We start from the raw sequence: 17,688 nt of genomic DNA on the forward strand, positions 1-17,688 counted from the left end.
TAGTGTTGTGGTTGTGGCTGGCTCGCGCCAGGCTCAAGGCCTTGTCCACCAGCCCGGTACGGAGCCTTTCATGTCTCAGCACTCACCCGACGTCTCCAGCCCCGCCGATGACGGCACGCTGGCGGACAACGTTCTACATGCGTCACTGCGCGAGCACGTGCGGCTGCTGGGTGACAATCTCGGTCGCACCATTGCCGATGATCTCGGCGCGCCCTTCGTCGAACGTATCGAAACGATTCGCGCGCTGGCCAAGCGCGGCCGTCAGGACCCCCAGGGGCGCGCCGAACTGATCGACTATCTGCGCAGCCTGCCGGAAGAGAGCATGCTGCCGGTGTGTCGCGCCTTCAACCAGTTTCTCAACCTTGCCAACCTCGCCGAGCAGCACTATCGCGGCCGCTTTCGCCGCGTCGAGGACTATCGCCCCGGCACCCAGCCGCGTCTCGACGAGCTGCTCGAACGTCTTGACGAGGCCGGTCACGACGGCGAAGCGCTGCTCGAGCGGATCGCTTCGATGCGCGTCGAGCTGGTGCTCACCGCGCATCCCACCGAGGTGGTACGGCGCACCCTGATTCGCAAGTACGACGCCATCAACGAGTGTCTGACCGCGCTGGGCGGTGCCGACGAGTACCCCGAGCGTCTCGAGCAGCTGCAGTCGCGCCTGGCCGAGCTGGTCAGCCAGGCCTGGCATACCAGCGAGATCCGCGCCGAGCGGCCGACGCCGGTCGATGAGGCGCGCTGGGGGCTGGCAGTGATCGAGCAGTCGCTGTGGCAGGCGGTGCCGACCTTCTATCGCGAGCTCGACCAGTTGCTGCTGGCCCGCGCCGGCCGGCGTCTGCCGCTGGACGCCTCGCCGATCCGCTTTGCTTCCTGGATGGGCGGCGACCGCGACGGCAATCCCAACGTCACCTCCGAGGTAACCCGCGAGGTGCTGCTGCTGGAGCGTCACCGCGCCGCCGAGAGCTTTCGCCGTGACGTCGAGCAGCTGCGCCTCGAACTGTCGATGTGGAAGGCCACCGATGAGCTGGTCGAGCTGGCCGGTGGTCCCTGCCCGGAGCCCTATCGACGTGTACTGAGCGACCTCGAGCAGCGTCTGGCGGCGACCCGCGACAAGGCACAGATGATCTGGGAGGGCAGTGGCTGGAGCGGTGAGCGCCCAACGGTGGAGACACAGCAGGCGCTGCTGGCGCCATTGGAAGCCTGCTATCGCTCGCTGATGGCCTGCGGGCTGGAGGCGATCGCCAATGGCGCACTGCTCGATACCCTGCGCCGCGTGGCCTGCTTTGGTACCACCATGACGCGGCTCGACATCCGCCAGGAGTCGACCCGACACAGCGACGTCCTCAGCGAGCTGACCCGCTATCTGGGAATCGGCGATTATGCCCAATGGAGCGAGGCCGAACGGCGCGATTTTCTGCTCACTGAACTGGCCTCCAACCGGCCGCTGATTCCCGCTGACTGGCCCTGTTCCGACGAGGTGCGCGAAGTGCTCGACACCTTCGCCGTGATCGGTTCGGAGTACAGCGAGGCGCTGGGCTCCTATGTCATCTCGATGGCCGGTCAGGCGAGCGATGTGCTGGCGGTGGCGCTGCTGATGAAAACGGCGGGGGGCGGTATCTTTCTGCCTGTCTCGCCGCTGTTCGAAACCCTCGACGACCTTGATCGCGCCGGTAGCGTGATCGACGAACTACTGGCGATGCCCGCCTATCGTGAACTGATCGGTAATCGCCAGGAGGTGATGATCGGCTACTCCGACTCCGCCAAGGACGCCGGCCAGCTGGCGGCGGCGTGGGCGCAGTATCGCGCCCAGGAGCGGCTGGTGGCGATCTGCGATGGCCACGGGGTGACGCTGACCCTGTTCCACGGCCGCGGCGGGGCGGTAGGGCGCGGCGGCGGCCCGGCTCATGCGGCAATTCTGTCCCAGCCGCCGGGCTCGGTGCAGGGCAGCCTGCGGGTGACCGAGCAGGGCGAGATGATTCGCTTCAAGTTCGGCCAGCCGCGCATCGCGGTGCGCTCGATGGAGATCTATCTGAGCGCGGTGCTGGAGGCGACGCTGCTGCCGCCGGTCGAGCCGCTGCCCGAGTGGCGCGATGAAATGGATCGCCTTGCCGCCCGCGCCCACGAGGTTTATTCGGGGATTGTGCGTGAAGATCCGGCCTTCGTGCCCTACTTCCGTACCGTCACGCCGGAGACGGCGCTTTCCGGCCTGCCGCTCGGCTCGCGGCCCGCCAAGCGCCGCCCCACCGGCGGGGTCGAAACGCTGCGCGCCATTCCGTGGATCTTTGCCTGGACCCAGACACGCCTGATGCTGCCCGCCTGGCTGGGCAGCGACGCCGCCTTCGGCGAGCGCATCGAAAGCGACGCAGGGTTGGCACAGCTGCGCGAGATGATGACGAACTGGCCCTTTTTCGGCACCTTCCTCGATATGCTGGAGATGCTGCTGGCCAAGGCGGATGTCGATATCAACGCCTGGTACGAGCAGCGACTGGTCGGCGACGAGGCCTCCAGGGCGCTGGGCAGATCGCTGCGCGAGCGGCTGGTGGGGCTCGAGAAGACGCTTCTTGCCATTCGCGACCAGCAGCATCTGCTGGAGCACGCACCGCTGATTCGTCAGGCGGTGGACGTGCGCAACCCCTATATCGACCCGCTGCACGGCCTGCAGGCGGAGCTTCTGTATCGCAGTCGCGAGCAGGACAACCAGCTGTCGCCGGACCTGCAGCGGGCACTGATGGTGACCATGGCGGGCATCTCGGCGGGGCTGCGCAATACCGGTTGAGTTGTCCCGGCGGGCCGATGAGCAGGGGCGAGCGGGTCATAGGCGAATGCAATCAGCAATATTGCCCCGCGCGTCTTGAAAAGTGTCTGAAGAGACCTAACTTTACAGGTTATCGCGTTGGTTCGCTGCGGCGTGCTGCGTTGACCCTTTTGAACGAAGTGGCGGTCGAATGCAACGCTCGATCGCCGGACGCAATCCGCTTTTCAGAGCAAACAAGGAGTTGGACCATGGCTTACAAGCTTCCCGAACTGCCCTATGCCTTTGATGCGCTGGAGCCGCACATCGATGCGCAGACGATGGAACTCCACCACGGCAAGCATCACAACACCTATGTGAACAACGCCAACGCCGCTCTCGAGAAGATCCCCCAGGAGCTGGCAACGCTGGAGCCGGAAGATCTGCTCAAGCAGCTCGACCGCGTGCCGGAAGAGCAGCGTACCGCACTTCGCAACAACGCCGGCGGTCACGCCAACCACCGTCTGTTCTGGCAGGTGATGACGCCCAACGCTCGCGGTCTGAAGGATTTCCCCACCCTGATGGGCGAGATCGAGAGCACTTTCGGCAGCGTCGAAGCCTTTGCCGAGAAGTTCGAAAACGCTGCCAAGGGCCGTTTCGGCTCCGGCTGGGCGTGGCTGGTGGTCAAGAATGGCAAGCTGGACGTCGTCTCCACTGCCAATCAGGACAGCCCGGTCTCCTCGGCGGCCTACGGCGGCTGTGACGCCACGCCGATCCTGGGCGTTGACGTCTGGGAGCACGCCTATTACCTCAACTACCAGAACCGTCGTCCGGACTACCTCAAGGCATTCTGGAACGTGGTCAACTGGGAAGAGGTCGAGAAGCGCTACAACGCTGCCAAATAACACGCAGCGTCAGCGCTTTCGCCACAACGCCGGCCTCGGGGCCGGCGTTGTTGTGTCGGGCACTATTTCGACTTCTTCCGCCGTGAGCCACTGGTGCTGCCCGAGCGTCTGCGCGGCCTGCCGGCGCTGCCGCGACGTCCCTTTTGATCACGCTCGGAGGGCGGCGCTTGTTCGCCGCCGGCGTCGCGCATGGCCGCCTTCAGACGCTCCACATCGGCCGTCGGTATCAGCCGTTTGAGCTCAGTGGTCATGTCGCGCACGAAGTCTTCCATCGAGGCGTCGCTGTCGCGCACCGCGGCCAGTCGCTGCTCCCACAGGGCGGTACGTTCAGGCCCGGAGAGACCTTCGGGCAGCGCATCGATCAGTCCACGGCCGCGCCTTGTGGCGTGAATCGAGCCGCTGCGGCGCACAATGTAGTGGCGGCTCAGCAGTGTTTCGATCATGCCGGCACGGGTCGCCTCGGTGCCCAGGCCGTCGGTTTCGCGCAGCGTGGCGCGCACCCGGGCGTCTTCCACGTAGCGTGCCACATGGGTCATGGCGTTGATCAGACTGGCGTCGTTGAAGGCCTCCGGTGGCCGGGTCTGGCGATTTTCCACCGCGCAGTCGACGACTTCCCCGGTCTCGCCCTTCGTGACGGCCGGCAGCGGGTTCTCTTCCGGCGTGTTGAACAGTACCCGCCAGCCCGGCGCGGCAATACGCCTCCCCTTTGCGATAAAGCGCTCGCTGCAGGCACTCAGGGTGACACGGCTGTCACGGTACTCGAAGGGGGGATAGAACTGCGCCAGCACGTTGCGCGTGACCAGTTCGAACACCTGCTGTTCGTCCTGCGACAGCGCGCCCGCTGTGCGGCCGGTGGGGGCGATAGCGTGGTGGGCACCGACGCGCTCGTCGTTGAAGGCGCGCGAACGGCGGCTGGTGTCGGCCCCCGACAGCCAGCTCGACAACCGTTCGCTGCCGCGACAGGCGCCGGTAAGCGTTTCGGCAACCCCCTTGAGATAGTCGCGCGGCAGATAGCGGCAGTCGGAGCGCGGATAGGTGATGAGGCGGTGGCGTTCGTAGAGGCGCTGGGCGGTATCCAGCACCCGCTGAGCAGGCATTTTGAAGCGCCGTGCGGCGTCGATCTGCAGAGTGGAGAGCGAATAGGGCAGCGGCGGCCCCTGGCGCTGCGCTTTCTCTTCCACCTCGCTGACCTCGGCGCGGCTGCCGGGCAGTTGCTCGGCCAGCGCGTGTGCCGCTGCCGGGTCGAGCAGCCGCCGCTGGTCGTCGAGGCGATGCTGCTCGCCGGGCTGCCACCAGCCGCGCAGGGCGCCGCCGGGTAGATTGAAATCGGCCCACAGCGGGTAGAAGTCGACCGGCTCGAAGTTCTCGATCAGCCGGTCACGGCGCACGATCAACCCCAGCAGCGGCGTCTGCACGCGGCCGATGGAGAGCACGCCGTCGACGCCGGCCTGCTGGCCGGTCAGCGTCCAGGCGCGGGTCAGGTTGATGCCAAACAGCCAGTCGGCGCGGGCGCGTGCCAGGGCCGCCTGATAAAGACGCTGAAAGCGGGCGTTGTCCTGTAGCGACTGCCAGGCGCGGCGCACCGCCGGCGGATTCATGTCGCTGATCAGCAGCCGTTTGACCGGCCCCTGCCAGCCCAGGTATTCGATCGTCTCCTGCACCAGCAACTGGCCCTCGCGGTCCGGGTCGCCGGCATGAATCACCGCCTCGGCACGGCGGATCAGCTTTTTGAGCAGGGCGAGCTGCTGTTTTGCCTGCGCCCGCGGGGTGAGCTGCCAGCGGGTGGGCAGAATGGGCAGATGATCGAGGCGCCACTGTTTAAAGCGTGCTTCGTACTCCTCTGGCGCGGCCTGCTCGAGCAGATGACCGAAGCACCAGCTGACGGTGATCGTGTCACCCACCATGGCACCCTCTTCGCGGCGGAAGCTGTCCGGCAGGGCGGCGGCTATGGCGCGTCCCAGCGAGGGTTTTTCGGCAATGATCAGCTGCATGCAGGAATCGTTGGCGGTGTTGTCAGAGCAGTTTGACCAGTGCCACGACCAGACCGCCGACGGTGGCAATGAAACCGATCAGCCACATGAACTGGCGGTCATGGCGTTTCATCATGGTATCAAAACGATCGTCGACCTGTTTGAAGCGTTTGTCGATCTGTTCGAAGCGTTTGTCGATCTGTTCGAAGCGTTTGTCGACCTGTTCGAAGCGTTTGTCGACCTGTTCGAAGCGGGCCAGCATCTCCTGACGCTGCTCTTCGAAGCGCCTGTCAGTTTGGGCAAAGCCTTCGCGCATCAGCTCACGCTGATGCTTGAGCTCCTCCTCGACACGCACCATGCGCTCGCGCAGCTCGACCTCGTAGACCGCCGGCGGCTTGCCCAGGCTCTGCTCGGCCAGCCACTCGCCGAGGTGCGCCTTGAGATAGGCGATATCCTCTTCCGTCAGCGTCATGGGAACTCCGAATGAGTGAACATTACCCGCGCAATATACCACGGCCGTTGAGGCACGGCATGGTGGCCGGGCGTCGCTTCAAGAGTGTGAGCGTGGCCGCTTGCCGACTGCTATCCCAGCGCGCGGCGCGCCCTGACCAGCGCCCGGTACCAGCGTCGCGGCACGTTGCCGACGCTGGGCGGTCGCTGGCTGAGCATGCTGACGTTACGGTGCATGGCGTGCTGGTCGATGTTGGAGAGCATGTTGAGGGTGCTTTCGCGCGCGCCGTACTGGCGATGCAGAAATTTTACCGCCTCCGGCTCCAGTGCCACGTGGTAGTGGCGCACCAGCGCGATGGCCAGCGACTCGGCGCTGCGCGACAGGTCGTCGTTGATCTCGTTGACCATCGCGGCGCCCAGCGCCGCCTTGGCGGCGGCAGAGAGATCGGGTTCGAGATGACCGAAGTAGGCGGCGTTGGTGGCATTGATGGCGCGCTGCACCTCCGGGCGCGACAGGCCGATATGCGGATCGAGCGCCAGCGCGATCTCGATCGCCATGCGCTTGGCCATCTCGACGTCCGCTTCGTGGCGTTCGGGACTGATGCGGGTATCGCCGTCGCGCGGGCGCTCGCGCTCGGCGCGAGTCTCCTTGAGGTAGCGCGACAGGTGGCGACACACGCGCCCCTTCTCGCTGTCGGTCAATTCGATATGGTTTTCGTGAATGCGCAGACCGCGCTGACCGGGCCCCACCTGCAGACGGGTGGCATTGTCGCTCATCTGCTCGGTCATCGCTTCCCAGCGCTGGGAGTGGCGAATCAGCGAGGCGTGGCTGCGGCCAATGCGGTCATAGCTCTCCTCCACGGTGCGAAACAGTTTGAGCGCGTTGGTCAGCGTATCGGCGCGGTTTCTGAGTTCGCGGCGCTGCTCGCTGTGTCCGGCCGCGACCTCGACGGCCAGTTGCTGAATCTGTTCGGCCAGCCTGTCCATGGCGTCACGGCAGCGGCTGGCGAGGGTCTCGGCGCGCAGACCGGCGGCGGCGTCTTCCACCGACGTATGCGACTCCGCCAGATAGACGGTCAGCGCCCTGAGACGCGAAAGTCCGGTGGCCTGCTGAATACGGTAGCGCGAGCGCGCCTGTTCGAGGTCATCGAGGGTACGCGCCAGTAGCCAGCGGCCGCTGTACTGGAAGGTGAGCATGGGAATGCGACGGCCGCAGATCAGCTCGAAGCCGAGAATGATCATCTCCTCGACATCCTGCAGGGTCATCAGCAGCTCGTTATCCTCCTCGATGGCGGCCAGCACACGCTCGATGAAGTTTTCGTCGCGGGGCACGCCGCAGTGCAGATCGGGAGCGCGGCCGACCAGGCGATCGCGCAGCAGCGAGATCGCTTCCGGCGCCAGATCGGCCAGTTCATTGAGGCGTGGATCGACGCTGTCGCGGCTATGGGCCACCAGATCACGGATACGTGCCTGCAGGCCGAGGCGCCGATAGATATCGATCTGGCTGATCAGGCGGGCACTTTCGGGGTCGTCGAGCAGCTCCAGTGCGGCAAGCTCGACCCCTTCAGGGGAGAGATCGTGCTTGCGCAGCAGCATGGCGGCGGCTTCACGACGGCGCGCATCGCCCTCCAGGCTCTCGACGATCAGATCGCGGGTGATCAGTACCATCTCCGGCAGGGTGTCGATCACCTGCGACACCCGGGCAGCGGAGCGCTCCTGTTTGCGTCCCCGGGTCAGATGGTGGGCAAAGTTGGCGACAATACCGGCGACGCCGGTAATCAGCGCGTAGGAGATGAAAAAAATGTAGTTTTCCATCGTCGGTCCGCGGCCGTAACCGAGCAGATAACCGACGAAGGCACCCAGCAGGGTGACCGGTCCGCTGATCCACAGGATCTGCATGGTACTGCTGGTCCAGGCGACCTTGTCGACGGCCTGGGTGATGCGGCGAATACGATCGCGCCCTTCGCGTTCGAGGCGAACGCTGGGCGCGTCATTGCGGGAGCGGCGGCGAAGAGCTGAAAACAAGCGGGAATTTCCGAATCCTGGTGACACCGCCAGCATGGGGGACGGGTCGTTGGCGGCGGCTGCCAGGTTATCACTCCCGCCGTCGGTCGGCCAGTCCCATGGATTGATGGGCATCACGCTGCGCGCGCAGGACGTGCTATCGTGCAGTAAAAAGGGCCGGCATCGACGGTGATGGCGAGCGTCGGCCAGCGCAGACCGCGCAGAGAATACACCCGGTGGAGATGTTTTATGCTGGCAGCCTGGATTGATCAGCTTCTGGGGTTCGCCGGGGGAATGCTCGAAGTGCTGCGTCGCGAGGAGCGCTACCCGACGCTGATCCAGTGGGCGCATGATGAGGGCGCCGAGCTGCTGGGGGGCGACATTGCGCTGGCCCAGGCGCTGGCTCCGCTGCTGTGGAACCAGACGCCGCTGGAGCGGCTCGATTTCGATATCGAAACACTGGCTCACCCGGAGCCGGGGGAGCCGTGCTGGTGCGACTCGGGGCGCCGCTTCGAGCAGTGCTGCGCCCGTGTCGTACTGCCCGGGCCGATTCCGCCACAACTGATGTGGATGCTGTCGCTGCAGCGCTTTCGCGGCGCTACGCTGCGCCGCGCGCTGGGGAGCGGGCGGGCGCCTGCTCAGGCGCTGCTGGAGGCGGGCGTCATCAGCGCCGAAAGCGGCCAGCTGGGGCGTGCCCAGACCATTCTGGAAGCGCTGTTTGCCACCCCGGACTGGTATGCACTGCCCCGCGAGAGCGAGCCGGCCTTCGAGCTGCTCAGCGATGTCTATCAGGAGCGCGGCTTTACCCGCAAAAAGGCGGCACTGCTCGACAGTGCGGTGGATCGCGGCCCCGATTTCCTGCGCGGTGCGGCGCTGAAGCGGCTTTGTCTCATCTATCTCGACAGTGATGACCTGCCGAGCGCTCGCGAAACTTTCGTGCGCACGCTCAAGGCAATGCCCGACGAGCCGGCGCTGGCCTATCTCGAAAGCATGCTGCTGCTGCATGAAGGGCAGCCGCAGCAGGCCCGTGAGCGCGCCGATTTCTGGCGCCGACGGCTGACCCAGCATGGCGCTATCGATGAGGATCAGCAGGTCTTTCTCGAACAGCTGGCGCGCGACCCGGGCGGCACCCTCGCCGAGCAGATGCTCTACGCCGAGGAGGAGCTTGCCGAACCGCTGGAGGCGCTGACCCGGCTGCTGGTCGAGCGCGGCACCGGCGCCCGGCTGTCGCTCGCCCTCAATAGCGCCGGGCGGGTCGAATATCAGCAGGGCGATCTCGATCGTGCGCGCTATCAGCAGTGGCGGCGCTGGTTCGGCAGCCAGTGTGCCGAGGAGCCCTGGGAGGGGCTGGTGGGCGACCCCTGGCTGGACGCCCGTGAATGGCTCGATGCGCTCTGTCTGCACCCCGAGTGGCTGTCGACGCCGGCGATACTGCAGGAGCTGGTCATGGCACTGACCGGGCGCTTTGGCAACCTGCCGTGGATGTTCGATCCCGTCTTCGAGCCGCTGGTGGCACGCTTCGAGCAGTGGCTTGACGGTATCGAGCAGTTCCAGCGTCCCTTTGTGCGCGACGACGGCGACAACCGTATTCTGTTTCGCCTCGGGCTGGGACTGGTGATCGGTATCGAGCGAGGCGCGCGCAGCCGCGCCCGTTCGCTCTCCGAGCGGCTGCTGCGGCTGGATCGCGAGGACAGCCTCGGTTTTGGCGAGCTGCTGCTCGAGCAGCTGCTCGGCGACGGCCAGAACCAGCAGGCGCTGGCACTGATCGACGAGATCGAGCAGATCGACAGCGACGAGCCGCGCTGGCTGGGGCTGCTGCTGGGCCGCTCGCTGGCGCTTTACCGCCTGGCGCGGCAGGAAGAAGCCGAAGAGACGCTGTCACTGATTGCCCGCGCCAACCCCTGGGTGCTCGATCTGCTGACCCGCGCCAATCCGCGTCGCGAACCGCTCGACAGCGAGACGCCACCGCCCGGTTCGCGCGCCGAGGCCTGGCAGTACCGCGTGCTGATGCGGGCGCAGTGGCGTGCCACTCCGGGGGCGCTGGATTGGGTGAGCAACTGGTTGCGTGACTCGGTTGAAAATTGAGCGCCGTTTAACGCTGCGGTAGCAGCACCCACATCTGCCCCGGCTGCTTCATGCGCGCGGCGTTGGCACCCGCCTCGTCGCCATGCCCCCAGAAGTAGTCGGCGCGTACCCGACCGCGAATCGCGTTACCGGTATCCTGCGCCATCATCAGGCGTTGCAGATGCCGGTTGGACAGCGGCTGTGTGGTGGAGAGAAATACCGGCGCGCCGAGGGGAATCTCGTTGGGGTCGACGGCAATGCTGCGCTGTGCGGTCAGCGGTACGCCCTGAGCGCCGACCGGCCCGTCGCTGTCGCCATGGCGGTCATCGAGTTCGCGGAAGAAGACGAAGCGCGGGTTGACGTTGAGCATCTGCTGAACCCGCTGTGGATGGCGCTGTGCCCATGCCTTGATACCCGCTAGCGTCGCCTGGGCGGGTGTGATCTCGCCGTTGTCAAGCAGCTCGCGCGCAAACGACTGAAACGGATGCCGGGTAGCACCGGCGAAGGCAACGCGCATGACGCCGCCCTCTTCGAGCCGAATGCGCCCGGACCCCTGGATCTGCAGGAAGGCGGCTTCGACCGGGTCGTCGACCCATACCAGCTCGCTGCCGCGCAGCACGCCACTGCGGATCAACTCGGCGCGCGATGAGGCGAGCAGTGAACTGTCATCGGGATTGCGATAGAGCGCTGTCTGATAGCGGCCGTGGCGATACCTTGAGCCGTTGAGCACCGGCTCATAGTAACCGGTGATGGTGCCTACCGTGGTGCCGTCGCGGTTGGCCAGCCGCCAGGGCGTGAAGTGATGCTCGAAATAGCGTCGAATGGCGTGGCTGTCGAGGGGATCGACGTGGCGTGCGTCGTTGCACGCCGTTGCCCAGTCGGGCTTTTGCGCCAGCGTGCGACAGCTGATCAGAAAAGCGCTCCAGGCGCTCAGCAGGTTGTCCGCCTGCCAGCCGGGCAGGGCCTGCCAACTGGTGGCGCGCAGCGGTGATTGGCCGCTGTCGCCGGGGGCTACCGGGGTGGGCTGAAAGCCTCGTTCACTGGCGCAGCCGTAGAGCAGCGCGACCAGCAGTGTCGCTACCAGCAGGCGCAGAGTACGACCGTGCTGACGCGAAAGGGAGAAGGACAACAGGGCCATGGTCATGCGTCTCGATCCGCGCGCTGCCGGGCAGCGCGCGAGGGTGGAACAGGGGCGCCCGCCTTCGACGGCTATCGGGCACCGTCGGTGATGTCGCGCCACTGGCGAAAATACCAGAGGATCGCCAGCCCCGGAATGGCGACCAGGGTGCAGATCAGAAAAAACAGATCCCAGCCTACCGCCTCGGCAAGAATTCCGCCGGGCGCCGAGATCACGGCGCGCGGCAGCCCCATGATGGAGGAGAGCAGGGCGTACTGGGCGGCGGTGAAGCGCTTGTCGGTGAGCGCCGCCATAAAGGCGAGAAAGGCGGCGGTGCCCATGCCGGCGGCGGCATTTTCGAAGCTGACCACCGCCGCCAGGGCGGGAATGGAGTGGCCGACATGGTTGAGCCAGATGAAACCGGCCGTCGAGACCATTTGCAAAAGGCCGAACCACCATAGCGAGCGGTAGATACCCAGCCGCAAAATGATCAGCCCGCCAATGAAGATGCCGCCCAGCAGCGGCCAGAAGCCGAATATCTTGGCGGTAGCGCCGATCTCGGCGTTGCTGAAGCCGATCGCCTTGTAGAAGGGGATGGTCAGATTGGAGGCCACCGAGTCGCCCAGCTTGTAGAGCAGAATGAACAGCAAAAGCCACCAGGCGCCGGGGCGTTGCAAAAAATTGCTGATGGGCTGAATGAAGGTGTCACGCAGCCGGCCGCGCTCGGCAGGTCGATGGCTGTGCGGCTCGGGGGCCAGCAGAGTGACGACCAAACAGCCGGCCATGATCGCGGCCATGACCAGATAGGTATTGCCGAAGCCGATAGCATCGGCCATCAGCATGCCGCCGCCGGAAACCAGCAGCATGCCGATACGGTAGCCGTAGGTGTAGAAACTCGAACCGACGCCCAGCTCGCGCTCGGGCAGATGTTCGCGGCGGTAGGCGTCGATGACGATATCCTGACTGGCGCTCAGGAAGCTGATGCCCAGCGCCAGCAGCGCCACCCAGCCCGGCGCCAGCGCCGGGTCGCTCAGCGCCAGTGCCACGATCAGAGCGATCAGCAGGATCTGTACCAGCGCCAGCCAGCCGCGTCGACGCCCCAGTATCGGCAGTTCATAGCGATCCAGCAGCGGTGCCCAGAGAAACTTGAGCGTATAGGGCACGCCCAGCAGCGCCAGCATGCCCACTGCTTCCAGCGAGATACCGGCATCGACCATCCACGCCTGCAGCAGGCTGACCGTAAGCAATAGCGGCAACCCTGCGGCCAGCCCCATCAGGAAGGTGATACCATGGCGCGTCAGCGCGGCTGTGACTGTAGCGATCGACTTCAATAGGTGCCATCCAGTTGAGCTGGAGAGTGTTTAAAAAGCAAGGCGCTCGCACGTCAACGCCTTTCAGCGCGCTGATTCTCTCAGAACGCCAGGGTTGCGGCCACAACCGGGAGACGCCTTGATGCCGACATCAGAAGACGACGGCGTGCGCTGGTACGCCGTACAGTGCAAGGGCGGGGAGTCCTTTCGCGCCAGCGAAAACCTCCAGCGACAGGGTTATGATATCTATCATCCGCAGATCAGCGTCGAGAAACGCCGGCGCGGCCGTGATGTGGCCGTCGCAGAGCCGCTTTTTCCCGCTTATCTTTTTATCGCGCTGTCGCCGCAAGCCAATCGCGCCCCGATACGTTCGACGCGCGGTGTGGTGAGCCTGGTGGCTTTCGGGGGTGAGCCGATCGCTCTGCCGGAGGGGCTGATCGAGACGCTGATGGCGCGGGAAGGTTCGTTGGCCGAATCCGGCACCCGACCACTTTTGCAGCCCGGGCAGGCGATCGAGATTACCGAAGGCCCGTTTCGCGAGCTGCAGGGCAGGCTGATGCAGTGCCGTGGCGAGGAGCGCGTCATCGTGCTGCTTGAGCTTTTGCAGCGTGAGCACCGTGTTTCACTGGGCCGACATCAGGTGCGACCTGCCGGCGTCTGAGCTCGCTACTCCACCCACCAGTGATGATCAAGGCGCGCCATAACGCGCTCGGGATACCAGCTCTCGCCGAGGCTGCCGTTGTAGCGCGCCAGCGCTCGGGTGATATCGCCATCCTCGCGTTCGAGGTAGAAGGCGAGGATGGTGCAGCCATAACGTAGATTGGTGGCGGGATCGAAAAGATTGTCTTCACGGCGGCCTATTTCCGTCTTCCAGAACGGCATGACCTGCATCAGACCGCGCGCCCCGGCTGAAGACAGGGCCTCGCGATCGAAACGGCTTTCGACATCGATCACCGCCAGCACCAGCTGGCGGTCGAGACCGGCCCGCGCCGCTTCGCGGTGAATCTTCTCCAGCAGCGCCAGCCGCTCATCACGGCTTTCAAGCCAGGGGCGCAGGCGGGCGCTCATGTCGGTCAGCCACACCGTGGTATCGAAGCGGTCGCCCTCATGGGCCGTGGTGGTGGCGAGCGCACCGGCGAGGCGCTGAATCAGCGCCGGGGCGACCGGTTGCGACTGTGCCGCGCCGTTTACACCTGCGGAGAACAACAGTGTGGCGCAAAACAGCGCCACAGCGGTCCGCTCAGGCCAGTTGCCGGCGAATGAAGTCAAGCGCTTCGTCCTGCGCCACCATGGTGATATCCGCGTCACGGCGTCCCTTGTACTCCAGCTCGCCCTTGTCGAGGCCGCGATCGCCGATCACCAGCCGATGGGGAATGCCGATCAGTTCGAGATCGGCAAACTTGACTCCCGGGCGTTCGTCGCGGTCGTCGAGCAGCACCTCGATGCCGGCGTCGCTGAATGCACGGTAGAGGTTTTCGGCCGCGTCACGCACGGCCTGCGACTTGTGCATGTTCATCGGCACCAGCGCCAGCTGATAGGGCGCCAGCGTCGCCGGCAGGGTCATACCGCGCTCGTCGTGATGCTGTTCGATGGCGGCCGCCACCACGCGGGAGACGCCAATGCCGTAACAGCCCATCTGGAGCGGTACGGCCTGTCCGCTGCTGTCGAGCACCGTGGCGCCCAGCGCCTCGGAGTATTTGCTGCCCAGCTGGAAGACGTGGCCCACCTCGATACCGCGGGCGATGGAGAGCGTGCCTCGGCCGTCTGGCGAGAGATCGCCGGCTTCGACGTTGCGCAGATCGGCAACGAGCGGCAGCGGCAGGTCGCGCTCCCAGTTGATGCCGAAAAAGTGCTCGTCGTCGCTGTTGGCGCCGGCGCCGAAGTCGCTCATCATCGCCACGCTGCGGTCGATCACCAGCGGCATGTCGAGGCCGATCGGCCCCAGCGAGCCCGGCCCGGCGCCCACCGCAGTGCGAATCTCCGCTTCGCTTGCCATGCTCAGGGGGGTAGCGACCGCTTCGAGTTTCTCCGCCTTGATCTCGTTGAGCTGGTGGTCGCCGCGTACCATCAGCGCCACCAGGCCGCCTTTGCTGCCGTGCACCATCAGCGTCTTGACGGTCTGTTCGATGTTCAGCCCGTGCTCTTTCACCAGTGCGGCGATGGTGCGCACGCCGGGCGTGTCGACACGGCGCAGCGCTTCGCTCGGCGCCGGGCGCTCGCGGCGCTCGGGTACCGCCTCGGCCTTTTCGATGTTGGCGGCGTAGTCCGATTCGCTGGAGAAGATAACGGCGTCCTCGCCGGAATCGGCCAGCACGTGAAACTCATGCGAGCCGCTGCCACCGATCTCGCCGTTATCGGCCTGAACGGCGCGAAAATCGAGCCTCAGGCGGGTGAAGATACGTACATAGGCATCGAACATGCGCTGATAGGACTGCGCCATCGATGCTGTGTCGAGGTCGAAGGAGTAGGCGTCTTTCATGATGAATTCACGCGCGCGCATGACACCGAAGCGCGGGCGAATTTCGTCACGAAACTTGGTCTGGATCTGATAGAAATTGCTGGGCAGCTGGCGCCACGAACGAATTTCGTTGCGCACCAGATCGGTGATCACTTCCTCATGAGTGGGGCCGTAACAGTAGTCGCGTTGGTGACGGTCGCGAATGCGCAGCAGCAGGTTGCCGTACTGATCCCAGCGGCCCGACTCCTGCCACAGTTCGGCAGGCTGCACGGCCGGCATCAGCACCTCCTGGGCGCCGGCGCGGTCCATCTCCTCGCGCACCACCCGCTCTACCTTGCGCAGGGTACGCAGCCCCAGTGGCAACCAGGTGTAGAGCCCTGCACCCAGCTTGCGAATCATGCCGGCGCGCAGCATCAGCTGATGGCTGACGATATCAGCGTCGGCGGGCGTTTCCTTGAGTGTCGAGAGTAGCAGTTGACTGGCGCGCATGAGTCCCGGTTGTCCCTCGGTACAGGTGAAAGTGAGGGCAATTGTACGGTCAAGTGGCAGGCGTCGGCAAAACGCCGCCGCGGCGAGCGTGGCGCTTGCGGTCGACGATATACCGTTATCGGGTTGAGCGGCCTATACTCTTGCGAACCGGTATGTAAAAAGAGAGGAGCGCTTATGATGAGGCTGACCGCAGCGGCAATGACGATTTTGATGGCGCTGGCAGTGCTGGGTGGCTGTGCCAGCCGTGACGATACCGAGTTCGTTTTCGAGTCGCCAACGGTCAACGATCAGGGCACCAGTTCGGGGCAGCGCGCCTGCATGCCCGACCCGGATGGTCCCAGTAGCTGCAACTACTGAGCGTCAGTCGAGAGATAAATGCCCCTTGCAGCAGCGTCATGCTGCTGGAAGCAAAACGGCACCCCGAAGGGGCCGTTCGGATTGATGACAAAGCCCGTAAAAGCCTTGTGAAGACCTTGCGGAGAGGGTCGGAAACAGCCTGCAACGAGGGTTATTCGCCAGGGATGGCGAATTTAGCGTCCATGGAAGGATTTATAGCGCCCTCGTGAAAGGCTTTTCCGATCCGACAGCAACTTTGTCAGCAGGCTCAACGGCACCCCCAAGGGTGCCGTTGACAGTAGCGGAGGGATAAGCGCTGATCAGAACTGGACGCCGACCGATGCCATGGTGGCGTCGAGCCGGTAGTCGCTGTCCATGTCGTAGCGACGGTATTCGGCGCGGGCGAAGACCGGCACGGTCTCGAACTGGTACTTGAGGCCCAGACCGTAAACCGGATCGGTGCCGTACTGGTTGCTGGCCGGACCTTCGGCATCGGCATCCCAGTAGGCGGCACCCACGCGAGCGTAGCCGGAGACGCCGTAGAACAGCGGCAGTTCGCCGATGGCGCTGAGGCTGTAGGTTTTGGTCTTGTAGTTACCGCTGCCCTGGTCACTGGTGTAGTCGATCTCGCCCAGATCGGCGTAGTTGATCTCGGTGGAGAACCAGTCGTTGAACTTGTAGCCCACGAAGGCGCTCTGGGCGGTATCGTTGTTGTCGCTGACGCGGCTGTTGGTCAGGGTAGCGTTGTCGCTGAAACCTGAAACGTTGGCGTCGTGAACGATGGTGTTACCCACGCCGACGCCGGAGTAGATGCCGTTGGAGGTATCAGCCATCGCCAGCGGTGCCATGGCCACGGCAGAGGCGAACAGCGGTGCAACAACCAGAGTAAATCCTTTCATCATGATCTCCTTGCATGAGTCCTGCATTGGCGGGAGCTTCCTGCTCCCGGTCAAGCAAAGTCGGGATCGATATCCCGGTTACGGAACGGTGTTTCTGAACAACTTTTAGCACGCCTTTTGCGTCCCGTAAATCATGGCGCAGATTGCATTTTCTATCGACTGCGATTGCAAAATTTTACAGTTGGATGACGTCACCGGGTTAATGGCAGGTGGGGACTGGGGTGACGGTAGTGGCAGCGCTACAATCCGTGCCCGTGATTTGCCCAACCGTGAGTACCGACATGTCTGCTACCCAGTCGTTTGACACCCTCATGCCCGACGAACTGCTCGCCTTTCTTCCCTGTCGCACGCCGCAGGCGTGGATCGATGCGGCGCTGGGCAACGAGCGCCTGCTGATGATTGACCACGCCCAGTGCGAAAAGAAGGCCGCTTCCACCGCCATGAGCCTGATGTATCGCTACACCGGGCACAGCGAGCTGCTGACCAAAATGTCGCAGCTGGCACGGGAGGAGCTTTTGCATTTCGAGCAGGTGGTCAACCTGATGCGTGAAAGGGGCATCGACTACCAGCATCTGAGCGCTTCACGCTATGCCGGTGGGCTACGCGAGCACGTCCGTGAGCAGGAGCCGGGTCGGCTGATCGATGTGCTCATCATCGGTGCCTATATCGTCGCCCCTGCTAAACCCCGATTTTTTCCGGGGAGTCGAATTCGGCTCTCCTTATACTGGCCAATGAGCACAAAAAATTGAAGATCATTGACCGGACATAACGCCAAAATAGACCTGAAAAGCGGAAAAAGTAACAGACAAAAAGAAGCTCCCTGAGCTTCTTCATGACTTTCCTCAAATTCATGCCGACACCACACAGCAGCGCATGAATCCGATCGCCCTTGCGCCCTTTCAGATAACAGCGTGACAGCAATCCTTCGCTTTTCATGTGACCGATGATGGGTTCTATA

Annotated in this window: 13 protein-coding genes and 2 pseudogenes; 6 read left to right on the forward strand and 9 right to left on the reverse strand. The window is 64.4% G+C overall.

Annotated features, from left to right (window positions below; translation table 11 throughout):
- Positions 1–70: 70 nt before the first annotated feature.
- Together ppc and H146_RS0109670 are read left to right on the forward strand one after the other, a co-directional pair.
- Positions 71–2,773 (forward strand): phosphoenolpyruvate carboxylase, encoded by a 2,703-nt coding sequence (ppc, locus tag H146_RS0109665; RefSeq protein ID WP_019951678.1) that lies wholly within the window; start codon positions 71–73, stop codon positions 2,771–2,773.
- 227 nt (positions 2,774–3,000) lie between these two features.
- Positions 3,001–3,633: a superoxide dismutase gene (locus H146_RS0109670; RefSeq protein WP_019951679.1), complete on the forward strand. Its 633-nt coding sequence runs from the start codon at positions 3,001–3,003 to the stop codon at positions 3,631–3,633.
- Between the two features lie 62 nt (positions 3,634–3,695).
- Here the strand turns inward: H146_RS0109670 and H146_RS0109675 are convergent, their stop codons facing one another.
- The 3 genes from H146_RS0109675 to H146_RS0109685 form a co-directional block, all read right to left on the reverse strand.
- Positions 3,696–5,624 carry a DNA topoisomerase III gene (locus tag H146_RS0109675; protein ID WP_019951680.1) on the reverse strand — a complete coding sequence of 643 codons (1,929 nt, stop codon included), beginning with the start codon at positions 5,622–5,624 and terminating at the stop codon, positions 3,696–3,698.
- Positions 5,625–5,646: 22 nt separating this feature from the next.
- The gene (locus H146_RS0109680; protein WP_019951681.1) at positions 5,647–6,075 is read right to left on the reverse strand and encodes a DUF2951 family protein; all 429 of its coding nucleotides are present in this window, start codon (positions 6,073–6,075) and stop codon (positions 5,647–5,649) included.
- Positions 6,076–6,185: 110 nt separating this feature from the next.
- Complete coding sequence (locus tag H146_RS0109685; RefSeq protein WP_019951682.1) at positions 6,186–8,078, reverse strand: hypothetical protein; 1,893 nt, start codon at positions 8,076–8,078, stop codon at positions 6,186–6,188.
- 228 nt (positions 8,079–8,306) lie between these two features.
- On the opposite strand from H146_RS0109685, the gene H146_RS0109690 reads away from it, so the two are divergent.
- Complete coding sequence (locus tag H146_RS0109690) at positions 8,307–10,142, forward strand: SEC-C domain-containing protein (RefSeq protein ID WP_019951683.1); 1,836 nt, start codon at positions 8,307–8,309, stop codon at positions 10,140–10,142.
- A gap of 7 nt (positions 10,143–10,149) precedes the next feature.
- On the opposite strand, the gene mltA is transcribed toward H146_RS0109690, so the two are convergent.
- Both mltA and H146_RS0109700 read right to left on the reverse strand, forming a co-directional pair.
- Positions 10,150–11,265, reverse strand: a complete 1,116-nt coding sequence (gene mltA, locus H146_RS0109695; RefSeq protein ID WP_019951684.1) for a murein transglycosylase A — start codon at positions 11,263–11,265, stop codon at positions 10,150–10,152.
- 65 nt (positions 11,266–11,330) lie between these two features.
- Positions 11,331–12,569, reverse strand: a complete 1,239-nt coding sequence (locus H146_RS0109700; RefSeq protein WP_019951685.1) for an AmpG family muropeptide MFS transporter — start codon at positions 12,567–12,569, stop codon at positions 11,331–11,333.
- Between the two features lie 121 nt (positions 12,570–12,690).
- Between H146_RS0109700 and rfaH the strand changes: the two genes are divergently transcribed.
- The gene (gene rfaH, locus H146_RS0109705; protein WP_019951686.1) at positions 12,691–13,209 is read left to right on the forward strand and encodes a transcription/translation regulatory transformer protein RfaH; all 519 of its coding nucleotides are present in this window, start codon (positions 12,691–12,693) and stop codon (positions 13,207–13,209) included.
- Positions 13,210–13,214: 5 nt separating this feature from the next.
- On the opposite strand, the gene H146_RS0109710 is transcribed toward rfaH, so the two are convergent.
- Together H146_RS0109710 and H146_RS0109715 are read right to left on the reverse strand one after the other, a co-directional pair.
- Positions 13,215–13,817 (reverse strand): lytic transglycosylase domain-containing protein, encoded by a 603-nt coding sequence (locus H146_RS0109710; RefSeq protein ID WP_019951687.1) that lies wholly within the window; start codon positions 13,815–13,817, stop codon positions 13,215–13,217.
- Positions 13,789–15,495, reverse strand: a complete 1,707-nt coding sequence (locus H146_RS0109715; protein WP_019951688.1) for a proline--tRNA ligase — start codon at positions 15,493–15,495, stop codon at positions 13,789–13,791. The genes H146_RS0109710 and H146_RS0109715 overlap by 29 nt, the downstream gene beginning before the upstream one ends.
- 174 nt (positions 15,496–15,669) lie before the next feature.
- On the opposite strand from H146_RS0109715, the gene H146_RS0109720 reads away from it, so the two are divergent.
- A complete protein-coding gene (locus tag H146_RS0109720) occupies positions 15,670–15,852 on the forward strand; it encodes a hypothetical protein (RefSeq protein ID WP_019951689.1) in 183 nt (60 codons plus the stop codon).
- Between the two features lie 299 nt (positions 15,853–16,151).
- On the opposite strand, the gene H146_RS0109725 is transcribed toward H146_RS0109720, so the two are convergent.
- Complete coding sequence (locus H146_RS0109725; protein WP_019951690.1) at positions 16,152–16,730, reverse strand: outer membrane beta-barrel protein; 579 nt, start codon at positions 16,728–16,730, stop codon at positions 16,152–16,154.
- A 281-nt stretch (positions 16,731–17,011) separates the two neighbouring features.
- Here H146_RS0109725 and miaE point away from each other — a divergent pair.
- Positions 17,012–17,422: pseudogene (gene miaE, locus H146_RS19015) on the forward strand (tRNA isopentenyl-2-thiomethyl-A-37 hydroxylase MiaE); the annotation flags it as partial.
- On the opposite strand, the pseudogene H146_RS22145 reads toward miaE, so the two are convergent.
- Positions 17,409–17,688, reverse strand: a pseudogene (locus H146_RS22145) (hypothetical protein); the annotation flags it as partial. The pseudogenes miaE and H146_RS22145 overlap by 14 nt on opposite strands.

Source organism: Kushneria aurantia DSM 21353 (assembly GCF_000382245.1).
Taxonomy (GTDB): domain Bacteria; phylum Pseudomonadota; class Gammaproteobacteria; order Pseudomonadales; family Halomonadaceae; genus Kushneria; species Kushneria aurantia.